The following is a 15,339-nucleotide window of genomic DNA, read 5'->3' as shown; positions in this document are numbered from 1 at the left end:
ACAAAAAACGTATAAGAGGCACCTCTTTTTTCCAATTGCAAAGTTTCAAAACTAGATGTTGGTTAGTTTTTGGTTCAAGAATTACATTCCAAAAGACATTAGTTTCTAAATACTGTTGATTTTAAAAAGCACACTGAGCGTTCAATTATCGACTCAGAATGATTCACGTGAAGTTAAGACAAATTATTAGATAGTTTGAGCTAGATAATAAAAAACGGGTGAAAAATTTCCCTCTCACCCGCATGAATTGTTTCTTTAAAAGACTTAACTCCATTTGAGCTGAACACATTACGTAAAAAAACTAATGGCGTTTTCTAAAGCGTTTTGTTAATTTGATGGCACTTTCCAACTCGCCAACAAGGCTTAATCCCTTTTGTTTTGTATGAAGTGCGCGGCTCCCACTAGAGTAATCCCACTTAAAAGCAACACTGAAGCTAGCAATGCAAAATTAATGCTATCTCCAGTTTTTGGGGTTGTAACTCCTGCAATAGGCGCAGGTTTTGCAGGGTCTTTTCTACCATCAGCATCTCCAGTTCCAACATATGTCCATTTAGCAACATGAGTGACACTGCCAGTTACTGTTTCGCTCCACTCAGGGTCCCACCCATCAAATCTGAAACCATGGCGCTCGGTGTTTCCCTTAAACTTCGGAGTCGGATCGCCAGCTCTTAGCCCCGAATAGCTTTCAGGCTCAAACACTTCACCATCTAAGCCATCATGATAGGTGACAGTGTACGTTTCAACCTTGTCGAAATTGAGCTGTATTCTTTGTCCTGCAAAGTCGGTCGAATTTTCGCCGTTATCCTGTTCAGAAAACAAATGCATTGAATAGGTGCCATCAAGAAGTTCATTTGGAACTCCAATAGTTATCTCTCCAGAAGCACTTCCATCCCTTGAACAATCAACGAGTTTGGCGTAATACAAAATATTATTGCCATCGTTAGACGCAATTACACATGAAATATATTGATTGACGCCTGTTGCAGCGTTGGAATAATTAACAACACCTTTCCCGTCTGTGACTGTAACAGTTGCATTTGGATTATCGATGTTTAGCGTTTGCTTTTCCTTGTCAGCCATTGTAAACTTGATTGGGTCGCCGTCTTTGCGCAAATCACTGCCCGCTTGGAGACTATTGAAATCTTTCATTCTTCTCACATCTTGTGATTTTCCATGTTCACCGCTAGCTGATGTTGCAAAAAGAACATTTTCTACATTTAGGTTGAAGGCAGGACGAATCGGTGTAATCAAATCTTGGTCTGGCTTAAAAACATTGCCTTGTTTAGTGCCGTGCTCAGTATAAATTCTTTCAGAATTGGTAAACCCATAATTTCCACCTGAATAATAGTATTGAACTAAATCTGGTGCAATCTCTCCTAAAGAATCGGTTCCAGGAGATCTGAGCCACGTGGCACCTGCGAAATAATGGTTAGAAGCTCCTCTGCAGGACTCAGCCTCAACTTTGGACAAATTCCACAGCTTCTGTTTGGAAACATCCTTGCCAGCAATATCATCGTTTTGAGAAGTGAGGGTGCGCGGAGTAATTAAGGTGCTTTCACGGTCGAACACAATGTATTCTCCAACAAATTCAAGGTGCTGTTGAATTGTGCAACCATAGTAATCATTTGGACTGTCATAACCTGGATCAGTTAAAGGCGCATCAAAATTGACATCAAAATAAACAACCTCTGGGAAAACTTCACCAGTTGCAGAGTCGCGCACATGAACAACATCACCATTCGCATCGGTATACAAAGCAAAACGTTGTCCAATTACGTCCCTAAACTTTGGATATTCTCCATTTAGTGGAGGCAAATAGGCGACCTCTCGATAGGGACTAGCGCCATAGCGCAACGAGCTGCTTTGATCGTGAACATCGAGCTTATGAAGCAAAGTCAAATTCGAAGGTAGTGGGTTAACTCCAGTTTCATGATCACCAATTACGTACCACTCTTGCGAGTCAAACCCAACAACGGTGCCTTTATTGTCAGTTAGGTTTTTTGTAATCTCAGGCATTCCGAGAGCAAGTCCTTCGTCTTCTGCAAATGCTACCGTTGGCAACAAAGAAAAAGACAGGAAAAACGCCATCGCAAAACTAAGTATTCTTCTCATCAACATCTCCCCATTCAAACCGATCCTAAAAACCAAAACCAAGGAAAAAATAAAAAAACGCCGCGGTAATTACCGCAGCGTTAATGCACATTATTCTTTTTAGCTAGAGAAAAGCAATAACGCGGCACATGAAAGATAAAGCACATGGTCATAGATTTAAATCGGCCAGTCGTAGTCATCTTTTACTCCTTGCTCTAGCTTCTCAAAAAAGAGACACGCGAGTGCTAACTAAAAACCACCACCAGTTCAACTAATTTTATATTAAGACAAGTAAAAATCCATCGTTATGTAGCTATGACACTTACAATCAACTTTTTGGCCAATGCCAAAAGAAACTATTTCTTGTTGTAGGCATTCCGAGCTTCTTCTAGTTCGCGCAGAGCCTCAGGTGGCGTTGCATCGCAAGTGCCATCACCAAGCTTTATCATCTTTATAGAATCGCCTGCTTTAACTTTGCCCGGTTTTCTAACAACAGCAAAAATTCCTTCGTGCGGGAAAATGCAATCTCCCATCAAATGATAAATTGCACACTTTGTGTGGCACACTTTTCCAATTTGGCTAATCTCAACTTCCACTTCATCACCAAGCAAAAGCATTGTTCCAAGAGGAATGTTTTTTAAATCAACGCCAACTGTAGTGAAGTTTTCAGCAAAATCACCACAACCGACATTTAGTCCAGCATCACGAACTTTTTGAATTGACTCATCAGCCAAAAAAGAGACTTGCCTGTGCCAATCTCCAGCATGAGCATCGTTTTGTATACCAAAGTCTAAAAGTAACTCAACAGGTTCATCTCCAACCGGTTTTTTCTTCGTTCCTTTTTTCTTTGAAATGTTGATTGAAATAATTTTAGCGTCGCTCTTTACTAAGGAATCAGAATCCACTGCCAACCCTCACTTTTACATAAGATTTCTTGTTTCGAACATCATAGATAGTATAGGCAAATTGATGTAAAATACATTATGTTCGTTTGAGTATAATAAGCAATTATGACTTAAATCTATTAAGGGGAGGAATTATGAACAACGCTACAAAGGCAAAATCGAAGTTAGTAGCATTGATTGCAGTTGCTGTGTGTCTTTGCATGGCATTTGCACTCGCGGGATGCGGCTCTTCGAGCGACAGCAAAAAAGAAGAAACCATAACCGAAAAAACTACGCTTCAGATTTTTGCAGCAAATTCGCTTTCAAAAGCGATGGGCGAAGCACAAAAAGCATACATCGAAGATGGTCACTCAAACATTGAATTTGCTGACACACAATACAAAGCATCTGGAGAACTTGTAGAAATGCTCGGTGCAGGTTCTTATGCTGACCTGTTCATTTCTGCTTCCAAAGGCAAAATGGATGATGCAGACAAGAAAGAATTAATCGACAACACAACTCGCAAAGACATGTTCAAAAACGATCTCGTGATGGTCACAAAAGAAAGCTCTGACATCAACGAAGTCACACTTGACGACATTGCAGCTGGAAAATATTCAATCTGCGTTGGTGACGACTCAGTTCCTGCTGGAAACTATGCAGCTCAATCGCTTTCAACTGTGGGAGTCTACGCACCAAGTTCCGATGACGCAGGAAAAACAGGCAAAGACATTTCTGGCAAAGGCGGTTCATACACAGACTCAATCAAAGTTGTAACTGACACTTCAGTTGGAAACGTTTGCAAACATGCTGAATCAGGCGATGTCGATGTTTCATTTGTATACACTTCTGATGTATATCGCTTCGGCGGCGTAAAGATTGTGGGCACGGTTCCTAGCAACACTCACAAATCTATCGTTTACCCAGCAGCAATCACAAAAGATTGCAAAAATAAAGAGGCTACTCAAGAGTTCTATGACTGGTGCATGACAAACAAAAAAGCACAAGAAATCTGGCAAAAATGGGGTTTCGAGCTCGCTTAAGTTTAAATTAATCGCAATAACGAAACCTAAACTCAAAAAATGAAAAGAATTACCGCCAAAACTTTAATTGATCCTGTTATTGCGCTGAGCGTGTTTGCACTTCTAATTTTTTTAATAGCTTTAGGTAACACAAACTCAGCATATGCAAATGAAGACACAAGCCAAAGCTCAAACTCTCAAATCCAAATGTCAGAAGACAATAAGGGCGCTCGCGTAATCGATGCGCCCTTTTCTCTCTCAAATTTCAACAGAGCGCAAAAAGGCTCAAACCGAGAGATAAATGGGAAATACTACGGCTATTCCTATTTGATTGGCCAACAGACCAATAAATTAATACAAATTATTGCCACCGAAGACAGAGCAATCGTCTACATACCAAAAAGCGAGGCTGACTCTCTCAGCATTAACATCAATGACAATGAAACTCAAGGAATCCTGCAAGCATGCCTAAACGAGCTCGATGCAAAAAACAACACAGGTGGCAATAACCTTGAAAAGATAGGCAACATCATCTACACAAGTGACACTAAAGTTGAGTTAGATGGTGTTGAATATCTCTTCGACCAAAAAATTGGCGACGATGTTTATGCATTTGTGATTGGTTCAAACGGAGAAGACGTCACCGACGGCGAAAGTGCAAATTACACAAAACCAGTCTTTCTTGACAGTGCTAGCCTTGGAACCTATGACGACATAACCATTGGGAAAGAAAAAACCTGGATTGACAACGCTCACGACTTTTTCGCAAACCTCGACTGGAGCCCGCTTTATGTCACCATTAAAACAACAGGTGTGGCCATCGTCGTTGTTTTCATCTTAGGCCTTTTTGCAGCCTATTTCGCACTGAGTCTGTCAGGGAAAACGAGAAGCATTCTTGATAGCTTCTTCACAATTCCCATGGTTCTTCCACCGACAGTCTGCGGCTTCATTTTGTTATTCTTATGCGGAAGCAATACAGGATTTGGACGCTTTTTTATAAACATTGGGTTTCCGTTGATATTCAGCTGGCCAGCAACTGTCATTGCTGCCGTGGTTGTGTCATTCCCACTGATGTATCGAAGTGCACTCGGTGCGTTTGAAAACTTAGATGCAAACCTTTTGAATTCTGCAAAAACACTTGGTTGGTCAAACGCAAAGATTTTTAGAAAGCTAATGATGCCTCTTTCTTGGAGTTCAATCGCCGCCGGCACTGTGCTTGCTTTTGCAAGAGCGCTCGGTGAATTTGGCGCAACTCTCTTTCTTGCTGGAAATTATGTTGGAATCACAAGAACAATTCCAATTGCAATTTACTTCGAATGGATGAATGGGAACAACGAAACTGCATGGTTCTGGACAGCAATCGTCATAGCTGTGAGCTTCCTAGTAATTTTATTCATCAACATTTGGAGCAACAGAACGGTAAAGTACAGAAGAACTAAAGATTAAACTATTTAAGGATCTCCAAACCTCATTAAAATTTGCAGAATAATTCTTTTAAATGCAAATTAGCGTGAAAGCTTGGTGCGAAAAAGAGGGAGACAGACGAGTTTCTTGAAAGTTAGTAAATGTAAATTAATTATAGGCACCGACTTAAAAATTAGACAATGAGCATTTTAGTTGACATAAAAAAGAATTTTAAAGGCTTCACTCTCGACATGAACTTCGAAGTCGAAAACGAAACACTGGGCCTTCTCGGAGCTTCTGGATGTGGAAAAAGCGTTACGCTCAAATGCATTGCAGGGATTGAGACGCCAGATGAAGGCAAAATCATAGTAAACGATCGAGTTTTCTTCGAACGTGAAGCAGGCAAGAAGCCAACCGTCAATTTGACACCACAGGAAAGAAAAACTGCTCTGCTGTTTCAAAACTATATGTTATTTCCAAACCTCACGGTGAAGCAAAACATTGCAGCAGGAATTGACAAAAACACACCAAAAGAAAAAGTAGAAGCCGAAGTCAAAAAGCAGGCTAAAAGGTTTAGCCTGACAGGTATGGAAGACAGATATCCCACTCAACTTTCTGGAGGACAGCAACAGCGTGTCGCGATTGCGAGAATGCTTGCTGCAAAACCCGGCATATTAATGCTAGACGAACCATTTTCTGCGCTTGACGCTCATTTAAAAGGAGCACTCGAGCAACACTTGTCTGTTGTTTTTTCGGAGTTTGAAGGAAGCATTCTTTATGTTAGCCACGACATTGACGAAGCACTGCGTCTAACTGACAAAATTGCAGTTGTAGACAACGGAAAAATCTCTGAGATTTGCACAAAAGACGAACTTGTTAACGAACCAAAATCGCTTGCAGGGCTAAAGCTTTCAGGATGCAAAAACGCAACGACTGCCATTAAGCTAAATGACCACTGCGTGCATCTTCCTGAATGGGATATCGATGTTGTCACACAGTGTGAAGTGCCAGACCAAATTACTCATTTTGGTGTGCGTGCTTTTAGGATTGAAATGGCACAGGGCCCTGGCGAAAACTGCTATTTGGCGACAGTAGCGCACACTACCGACTCAAGATTTGACAGATCGGTCCTGCTCAACTTTTGCAAGAATCAAACAAACATCGACAATAGTTGCTTAAACAGTTCTGACGACCTCTCGAAGTGTCTTTATTGGAGAATTGATAAACTTAAAACTGAGGAAAAAGACATTCCGAACGTAAACGAAAAGTTGTGGGTCAAGATTCCAAAAGACAACATCTACATGGTCTGTAAATAGTGAAAGATCTCCTTGGTAGGAACATAGATTATTTGCGCATTTCGCTCACTGACCGATGCAATTTAAGGTGCATTTATTGCATGCCCGAGGAAGGGGTTGTGCCACTCTGTCACACCGACATATTACGAATTGAAGAAATCGAGAGAATTGTTTCAATAGCCACGTCCTTCGGCATCAAAAACATCAGACTAACTGGCGGAGAGCCTCTTGTTAGAAAAGGCGTTGTTGAATTAATTAAAAACATTAAAAGCATTGGTTGTGTAGAGCATGTTGCACTAACCACAAACGGGACACTTCTTCCAAAATTCGCTCAAGAGCTAAAAGATGCGGGCCTTGACCGTGTAAACATCTCTCTTGACACGCTTGATGCTGAGCAATACAAAAAAATCACAAGAAGAGGAAACCTTGAAGATGCTATTAATGGCATTCATGCAGCCCTTGAGCACGATCTTTCACCTGTAAAAATTAATGTTGTGGTCGTAAAAGATTTGCACCAAGACCTTCTTGAATTTGCTAAATTAACAATTTCTAAGCCGCTTCACATTCGCTTCATTGAGTACATGCCAGTAGGAGATGCAGAAAACTACACAGGTTGTGAGTGGGGTGAAGACGAAGTTATTCCTGCAAAAGAAGTAATCGACATCATTAACTCGCAGGCAGAAGAACAAGACCACATAAAACTTTATCCAGTAGAAAACGACAATCAACCTGATGGATGGGGTCCTGCAAATTACTTTAAGTTCGATGGCGCACAAGGCACAGTTGGCACAATATCGGCTATTTCAAATCATTTTTGCAACACGTGCAACAGACTTCGCCTAACAGCAGATGGAAGAATTAAGCCTTGTCTTTTTAGCGATGTGGAATATGACATCAAGACCCCTTTGCGCGCTGGTGATGAGGATGAAGTGCGAAACGTTTTTGCCGATGCTTTATTACACAAACCAGCCTGTCACGACCACAAAGTTGGAACCAAGCGAAAAATGAGTCAAATAGGTGGATAAAATGAGTAAATTAACTCACATAAACGAAGATGGAGACGCGAGAATGGTGGACGTCTCTGATAAAGCTATCACAAAAAGAGTTGCCAGCGCTGGCGGCTTCATTTTGATGCATAAAGAGACATATGAAACGATTGTTTCTGGAACTGCCAAAAAAGGGGAAGTTTTAGCAGCCGCAAGAATTGCAGGTATTATGGCGGCAAAGAAAACGAGTGATCTCATTCCGCTTTGCCACCCTCTTGAACTCACTAAGGTGGAAGTTAAATGTACGCCAAAAATCATTGAAGACGAAGAAGAGCAACAATATGGAATTTATGTTGAATCAACTTGTAGCCTAAATGGGAAAACAGGTGTTGAAATGGAAGCCATCACAGCAACATCGATTGCACTCGTGACAATCTATGACATGTGCAAAGCGATTGATCGAGGCATGGTCATAGACAACATCCAAGTCCTTCACAAAGAAGGAGGAAAAAGTGGCACTTGGGACTTTGAAAAATTGATTTAAATTATGTTCTTATGTCCAAATGCCAAATTAGTGCCCGCCACCGTTTGCCATCTTAACAGCGTGAGCTAGAGCAGGCTCAACACATTCCCAATTTTCAATGGCAGCTTTCTTGCTCCCTGGAAAATTGATTACAACAGTTTTCCCGCGTTGCATCGCAACCGCACGCGAAAGCATAGCATTTGGAGTGATTTTTAAACTGTAGGCACGCATTGCTTCCGCAATTCCAGGAACATTTCTTTCACAAACGCTCGCAGTCGCCTCAGGTGTCACGTCTCGAGGAGAAAGACCTGTCCCCCCACATGTGAGCACAATGTCAGCTTCAATCGTGTCAACAGCCTCCACAATTGAAGCTGCAATAGAGTCAAAATCGTCTTTAACAAGCCTATAGGAAGCCACTTCCCAGTCACTTTGATTAATGAGCGAAATCAACGCCTGACCTGCAGTGTCTTCTGCCTCACTCCTGGTGTCAGAACATGTGATAATTGCAAATTTCATGTAGATCTCACTTTCTAAACAAAAAACTCTAGTGGCTAAATGACTGCTCCTTCATTTACCCCAAACGGAATGCAGTCAACTACTGTGCCATCAAGAACTTTTCCACCTTCAACTTTGCCTTCAGGCAAAATTGCCAAACAGTTTGACTGTTGGATGGGGCCATAAATTCCAGAACTTTGATTTTTTGCAGGCGTGAATATGTGCTGCCCATCAGGCGTAATTTCTGCAAAACCTCGAAGATACATTCTGCGAGTGTTACGCTTTTTTCTGTCTCCAACAAGAACAGCTTTAAATGTTGGGCGCGTTAGACAAGTGTGCCCTTGCATCGCAAGCAATGCTGGGCGAATTAGAATTTGAAAACCGCAATAGGCAGCTGCAGGATTTCCCGGAAGTCCCATCACAGGCGTGCCGTCAACCAATCCAAAAGTTTGGCACTTGCCAGGTCGCATGTTAACAAGAGAGAACTTTAAGTCGCCCATTTTCTCAATCGCAGCTTTGATGAAGTCGAAATCGCCATTTGAAGCGCCGCCTGAAGTAACAACAAAATCGAATTTAGAAGCTGCATCTTTTACAGCTTCGCAAAGCGAATCAAAATCATCTTTAACAATGCCAATTTGAGTTGGGATTGCACCTGCTTCAAGTGCTGTAGCAGAAAGTGCAAAAGAATTGCTTTCATAAATGCACCCTGGTTTTAGTTCAGAGCCAGCTGGCGTGAGTTCGGAGCCAATAGAAATAATTGCCACACGTGGTTTTTTATAGACCATGACTTTATCAACGCCACAATTTGCAATAAATCCAAGTCCACCTGCTCCAAGAACCTCTCCTGCTGCAACAACAACTTCTCCAGCCTTGACCTCTTCACCTTTTCTGCGGATGTTGTCAAACTCTTTTGGAAATGCACGAAAAGCAACGCTAGTGCCTGGCATGCCATCTTTGTCAAGGTAGTCAACAATTTCATATTTAACAACCGCATCTGCAGAATCAGGAACTTCAGCTCCTGTCATAATGCGGACAACTTCGCCTGCATGAATCTCGCCGTCGAAATGACCGCCAGCTGGAACCTCGTCAATCACCTTGCAAACAACAGGGGTGTTCTCAGAGGCATTTGCAAGATCATCACGACGAACAGCAAATCCATCCATCGCAGCGTTGTTAAAAGGAATCACATCAATTTCACTTGTGATGTCTTCTGCAAGAACTCTACCAAGGCCTTCAAGCAAATCAACTCTCTCGATTTCACATTTATTCACATTGTCGAGAATTTGAGATAAAGCCTCTTCTGGCGAAAGATTTAGCTGATCCATTTATCCCCCCCTTGAATCACAATTAACCATAAGCGAAATTATAAAACTTAAGATGAGAACAACACGCGTGAGACACGTCTATTATTCTTGCAAAAGACAAATATAAAATGGCTTAGGCACAAAATTTGAAATAACATCTAGAGTCTCTGATGCTTGTAAAAGACCAACATCGAACCGCATTTGAATCTATGCCTGTCGTGCCTGCGCCCTCAAGTTCAAGCAATAAATCAAAACTTTCATTGCAGTCGAATCTACACCTCAGATGCCAGATTTGTCGTGCTAAACAAAAATGTTTGAGTTTAACTTGCGCACAACACTTCAGGATTGAGACAGTCAACTGGTTTTCTGCCTAACAAAACATCAATAGCTGCCTGCATTGAACGCTCACGAAGTTCTTTGCCTGACTCTTCTGACCAATAGGCATCGTGAGAAGAAAGCACTGTGTTTTTTGCATTCATTATTGGGTGATGAAAATCAATTGGTTCAGCCTCAAAAACGTCGAGTCCTGCACCCCAAAGGCTGCCGCAATTTAGCGCCTCAGCTAACCCAACAGTGTCGATGACAGCACCGCGAGAAGTGTTTACTATCACAGACGTCGGCTTCATTAGCGCTAGGCGCCTTGCATCAATGAGATGACGTGTCTCAGGATTTAGTGCGCAATGGATGCTCACGACATCAGCTGTTCGAAGGAGATCCTCTAGCTCCAAAATGGCATAACCTTCAGGCGTTCTTCTTCCAGGCACGAGAGAGCGCGACCAACAAACCACGTTAAAACCAAGACCAGATGCCTTCCTTGCGCAAGCACGTCCTATCTCACCCATTCCGACTACACCGAATGTTCTTCCATGCACTTGTCCTAGAGGTCGTCTGGCAGCATAGTTCCAAATCCCTTGTCGCATATCGGAATCTATGCTGTTAATGCGACGCAAAACGCCCAAAGCGAGCGCGATAGCATGATCACTCACAACTTCTGTTCCATAGCCTGGGACAATGCAAACTGCACATTCACAATTTGTTGCTGCTTCAAGGTCGATGTTGTCATGTCCTATGCCAGTCCTGCTGACAACCTTAAGCTTGGGCTTGAGAGCTTCAAACACTTCTGCACGAAAATCGCCATAGGAAGTGACAATGCCATCGGCCTCTTTGGCATTTTTTATAATGCTTTGGAAATCCCGATCATGACATATTTCAATTTCGATGTTATTGTCGCGAGCCATTTGCTCTTCGATTAAAGAATCAGAAAAATCACTGTCCACAATCGCAATCTTAGCCATGCGCGCCTCCTTCAAATTCTTTCTTTAGAGTTTATCGAATCACAAACACAAGAAGCTAAAAAAACTCCGCCAAAAGCAATCTCACCGTCGGGAAAACCAGACGGTGAGCATCTAAATCTTGTATTCAAGTGATTTGAACTATGGCTAGTTTTGTTCCAACGCCGCAACATCCATGTCTTTGCCAGCAAGTGGATCGTTAAAGACATCAAGATTAACACGGCCAGCTTGTTTTGCTACCACGGTCGTGCAAACTGCATCACCTGTGATGTTAACTGCAGTTCTTGTCATGTCAAGAATGCGGTCAATTCCCATAATCAAAGCAATGCCTTCAAGCGGCAGACCAACCGAATTAAACACCATCGAGAGAGTAATTAGACCGACAGATGGAACACCAGCAGTGCCGATTGAAGCAAGTGTTGCAGTTGCAATAACGGTTGCATATTCAACGGGTCCCATTGGCACACCAAAAAGTTGCGCCGTAAACACAACAGCCACACCCTGCATTATTGACGTACCATCCATGTTGATGGTGGCACCCAAAGGAATCGTAAATGATGAAATGCGCCTGTCAACGCCCATTTTCTTCTCAAGTGTTTCCATGTTAAGCGGAATTGTTGCATTAGATGTTGCTGTAGAAAAAGCAAAAGCCATGACAGGGAAAAACTTTTTTAAGAAAGTGATTGGGTTTACACGCGCAAGCAGCCAGAGCATGAGCATGTAGACAACGAGACACTGCACAGCCAAAGCAAGAAGAACACCTAACATATATTTCAACATTGGGAGAAAAGCTTCAAAACCCACATTTGCAAAGGTTCGTGCAAGCAGACAAAAAACTCCAACCGGAGCAGCAAACATAACAATAGATGTCATCTTCATCATGATGTCATTAAACTGCTCAAAGAACCGATGAACCATCTCGACTTTGCGGCCCATTAAAGAAATTATGATACCAACAAAAAGTGCAAAGAATATTACGGCAAGCATGTCACCATTTGCAAGAGCTTGCACTGGGTTTTTTGGAATAATTGCCAAAAGTGTATCAGCAATGCTAGTGTTGCTGCTTTGCGCCTTATCAAGACTTGAAGTGTCACTCACAAGGATGGAGGACATGTCAACCCCAAGTCCTGGATTTATTAGGTTTCCTATTGTCAAAGCAACTGACACAGCAACTGCTGTCGTACACAAATAAAACAGCAACGTTTTAACGCCGATTGAGCCAAGCGTTTTTGTGTCTCCGATTGAGGCAGCACCACAAACGATGGAGCAAAAAACAAGTGGGACAACAAGCATTTGCATCAAACGAATAAAGCCTTGACCGATGACATAGAAAATTCCATTAACAAACACATCATCTCTGATTCCACTCTGCGGAATGCAGTAGTGAAAAACAACACCGCAAATGATTCCAAGGCCAAGAGCAATGAGAATTATCGATGTCAGGCCAAGATGATTTTTATGAGCAGGTGTTCCCTGCCCTTTCTCTTCAATTTTTGTCATGATTTCCCCTCTAGTGAAGCCTGCCCTCTTCGGCCAAGCGCTGTTTTAGATCATCTTGCCAAGCAGGCATTTCAAAAACACCTGTCAGTCGCATCATCAAATTGTCGAGCTCAATGCGGTAACCCTCTCCAGGATCTTGCTTGCCCAAAAGTGCATTTGTGGGGACACCCATTAATTCAAGTGCAGTTTTTGCAAACTCATATCTGCTACATATTCCTGTGCAAACAGCGTGGAATATACCAAATTCACCAGACTCTATCGCTGCGATGATGAAATCAGCAAGTGTTTTTGCTGATGTTGGACAAGCATATTGATTGGTTGCAATGTAGACATTTTCGCCTGCAAGAATGCTTTTTGTGTATTGACCAATCAAGTCATCGTCATTAAAAGTGTAGACCCATGAAGATCTGACAATAATGTGATGAGGACAAAGGTCGCGAACAAGCTGCTCCCCAGCCTCTTTTGACTTTCCATAGACGTGAGGCGGAATAGTTTTGTCAAACTCATTTACCTTGTGAGGAAGAACTCCAGGGAAAACGTCGTCGGTGGAAAGATGCACAAGCGTGGCACCAGAGCCAGCTGCTGCAATAGCTAAGTTTCGTGCACCGAGAGCATTAACCCTGTAGGCTTCATCGGGATTTTTATCGGCATCCTCTTTTTTTGCCATAGCTGCACAATTAATAATGTAGTCAGGCCTGCAACCACTCACATAATCATTAACCACATCAAGATTAGTGATGTCCACTTCTTTGTCGGTTGGAATTACGAGATATTTCTTTTTGTCGAGCGCGCTTTCAATCGCGCCGCCCAAACGACCATTGGCGCCTGCAATCCAAACTACAGTGCTTGGCTGCATAAACATAATTTCCCCTCCCTTTGCTAAATTACAAAAAATGAGTATACGACTGAAGAGCAGACGTTTTGCTCAAACATTAACAATTAATTAAATAGAAAACAATTTGTTTAATAATGCTAGTTGTTAACTTTAGCAAGTATTTCTTGAACTTCTGATTCTCTGTTATTTAAAACTTCAGGGAACGGTTTTGGAGAAACGGGAATGTCTTCAAAAACATCAGTTAGATATTTCGCATACCAAGAAATGTCATGCCACTCACCGCAAGTGAAACCTGCATTTTTTTGACGGGCCATGAGTTGAAATCCAAGAGAATCATGAAGACGCTTGCTAACACCATTTGGGGAAGTTACAATCCCAAAAACCACTTTGATTCCTTGCAATTTTGCAAGTTCAATGATTGTTGAGTAGAGCTTTTTGCCAAGACCCTGGCCTTGTGCCACAGGGCTCAAATAAACTGAGAGTTCTGCGTTCCATCTGTAGGCCTCTCGAACTCTAAATTGCGAAGCATAGGCATAGCCAACGACTTCACCATCAATTTCAGCCACAAGAAAAGGATACATCTTTTGCACATTATCAATTCGCGTCTGAAATTCCTCTTGAGTTGGCAACACTTCTTCAAAAGTTATTGGCGTTGGAATGTAGGGTGCATACACTTCCAAAATTGCATTAGAATCTTCACGAGTCGCAACTCGGATAGTCGCTTTGTTCATGAATCACCCCTTTCCTTCAAATATTTAATTTTGCACTAGTTAAGTTTATTCAAGTAATTGAAAACAATTGACATCAATTGGAAATTCGCAATTTTTAAAAAGAAAACTATATGGATGCTAGTTGAATGAAATTTACGAAGTTAAAAATACAAACAATTAGAACAAGACCCAATGCAGCGACATAAACTTTGTCTACTGCCACTAAATTCATGCGTTTTGAGGCCCAGGATCCAATAAAAGAGCCTGCAACAGCACTTGCACACATTCCAAATAGAATCGACAAGTCGATTTGTGGAACACCTCCAAGGCAAACAGAATAGATGATGTTGGCGGCTTGAGAAAATGAAATTATAAAAAGCGAAGCCTGAGCAGCCTCTTTTGAGTTGAGCGAGAAAAAGAATAAAAGGAGCGCAACGTTAAAAGGACCACCGCCAATTCCAAGAAACGACCACAGCATTCCTGCTATAAAACCTATTAAAAGTACAAGACAGGTTGAATCAACATGAAGAGTTTCAATTTTGGATTTAAAAATCACAAAGATGATAGCGGCAAAACAAAGAATAACAAGCAAAGCTCCTTGAACTGCACCTGTGAGTTCAGGATTAGGAAAAAAGCTCTGCGATAGCTCGTTGAACACAATCTTACCCACAACTCCTCCAACTGCAGAGCCAACAGCAAGCGGTAAAACTTGAAAAGAATCAATTGAGAGATTATGCTTTATGGTTTTCTGAAAAATTGTCACCAAAGCCATAATCATCACAGCGGCACTTGACAGAAAAGAAGAAGCTGCAACGGGCATAATTTGAAACGATTCAATCACAGGATTGATGATTACACCTCCGCCAATCCCACAAATTGGACCGAGCAGAGTTGCAAAAAGAGTTACGAGAAAAATTAATATTTCCGAAGCATCAATCACCACTTTATGATTGTATGTTTTTAAAAAACATGCATAAGAACAATCACATTCCTCGACT

14 protein-coding genes are annotated in these 15,339 nt (G+C 41.8%); 5 read left to right on the top strand and 9 right to left on the bottom strand.

The window, feature by feature from the left end; translation table 11 throughout:
• Window positions 1-363: 363 nt before the first annotated feature.
• Window positions 364-2,112 (bottom strand): hypothetical protein, encoded by a 1,749-nt coding sequence (locus tag FXZ76_RS03525; protein WP_079535796.1) that lies wholly within the window; start codon window positions 2,110-2,112, stop codon window positions 364-366.
• A 335-nt stretch (window positions 2,113-2,447) separates the two neighbouring features.
• On the bottom strand, window positions 2,448-2,996 hold the full coding sequence (locus FXZ76_RS03520) for an MOSC domain-containing protein (protein WP_172618931.1): 549 nt from the start codon (window positions 2,994-2,996) through the stop codon (window positions 2,448-2,450).
• Window positions 2,997-3,130: 134 nt separating this feature from the next.
• Between FXZ76_RS03520 and FXZ76_RS03515 the strand changes: the two genes are divergently transcribed.
• From FXZ76_RS03515 to moaC, 5 genes are all read left to right on the top strand, one after another.
• Window positions 3,131-4,018 (top strand): molybdate ABC transporter substrate-binding protein, encoded by an 888-nt coding sequence (locus tag FXZ76_RS03515; protein WP_079535794.1) that lies wholly within the window; start codon window positions 3,131-3,133, stop codon window positions 4,016-4,018.
• A gap of 39 nt (window positions 4,019-4,057) precedes the next feature.
• Window positions 4,058-5,443, top strand: a complete 1,386-nt coding sequence (gene modB / locus FXZ76_RS03510) for a molybdate ABC transporter permease subunit (protein ID WP_079535793.1) — start codon at window positions 4,058-4,060, stop codon at window positions 5,441-5,443.
• A 158-nt stretch (window positions 5,444-5,601) separates the two neighbouring features.
• Complete coding sequence (locus FXZ76_RS03505) at window positions 5,602-6,717, top strand: sulfate/molybdate ABC transporter ATP-binding protein (RefSeq protein ID WP_079535792.1); 1,116 nt, start codon at window positions 5,602-5,604, stop codon at window positions 6,715-6,717.
• A complete protein-coding gene (moaA, locus tag FXZ76_RS03500) occupies window positions 6,717-7,721 on the top strand; it encodes a GTP 3',8-cyclase MoaA (RefSeq protein WP_079535791.1) in 1,005 nt (334 codons plus the stop codon). Before FXZ76_RS03505 ends, moaA begins: the two co-directional genes overlap by 1 nt.
• A gap of 1 nt (window position 7,722) precedes the next feature.
• On the top strand, window positions 7,723-8,226 hold the full coding sequence (gene moaC / locus FXZ76_RS03495) for a cyclic pyranopterin monophosphate synthase MoaC (protein WP_079535790.1): 504 nt from the start codon (window positions 7,723-7,725) through the stop codon (window positions 8,224-8,226).
• Between the two features lie 27 nt (window positions 8,227-8,253).
• Here the strand turns inward: moaC and FXZ76_RS03490 are convergent, their stop codons facing one another.
• From FXZ76_RS03490 to FXZ76_RS03460, 7 genes are all read right to left on the bottom strand, one after another.
• Window positions 8,254-8,721 (bottom strand): MogA/MoaB family molybdenum cofactor biosynthesis protein, encoded by a 468-nt coding sequence (locus FXZ76_RS03490; protein WP_079535789.1) that lies wholly within the window; start codon window positions 8,719-8,721, stop codon window positions 8,254-8,256.
• A 35-nt stretch (window positions 8,722-8,756) separates the two neighbouring features.
• The gene (locus FXZ76_RS03485; RefSeq protein ID WP_079535788.1) at window positions 8,757-10,025 is read right to left on the bottom strand and encodes a molybdopterin molybdotransferase MoeA; all 1,269 of its coding nucleotides are present in this window, start codon (window positions 10,023-10,025) and stop codon (window positions 8,757-8,759) included.
• Between the two features lie 299 nt (window positions 10,026-10,324).
• Window positions 10,325-11,299, bottom strand: coding sequence for a C-terminal binding protein (locus tag FXZ76_RS03480; RefSeq protein WP_079535787.1), 975 nt, complete (start codon window positions 11,297-11,299; stop codon window positions 10,325-10,327).
• Window positions 11,300-11,443: 144 nt separating this feature from the next.
• Complete coding sequence (locus FXZ76_RS03475) at window positions 11,444-12,796, bottom strand: dicarboxylate/amino acid:cation symporter (RefSeq protein ID WP_079535786.1); 1,353 nt, start codon at window positions 12,794-12,796, stop codon at window positions 11,444-11,446.
• A 10-nt stretch (window positions 12,797-12,806) separates the two neighbouring features.
• Complete coding sequence (locus FXZ76_RS03470; protein WP_231961742.1) at window positions 12,807-13,658, bottom strand: SDR family oxidoreductase; 852 nt, start codon at window positions 13,656-13,658, stop codon at window positions 12,807-12,809.
• Between the two features lie 110 nt (window positions 13,659-13,768).
• A complete protein-coding gene (locus FXZ76_RS03465) occupies window positions 13,769-14,362 on the bottom strand; it encodes a GNAT family N-acetyltransferase (RefSeq protein ID WP_079535785.1) in 594 nt (197 codons plus the stop codon).
• 106 nt (window positions 14,363-14,468) lie between these two features.
• A complete protein-coding gene (locus FXZ76_RS03460) occupies window positions 14,469-15,281 on the bottom strand; it encodes a sulfite exporter TauE/SafE family protein (RefSeq protein ID WP_157887285.1) in 813 nt (270 codons plus the stop codon).
• Window positions 15,282-15,339 lie beyond the last annotated feature (58 nt).

Origin of the sequence: Phoenicibacter congonensis (assembly GCF_902386915.1) — a bacterium.
Lineage (GTDB): Bacteria > Actinomycetota > Coriobacteriia > Coriobacteriales > Eggerthellaceae > Phoenicibacter > Phoenicibacter congonensis.
This window is presented reverse-complemented; position numbering and strand designations above follow the sequence as displayed.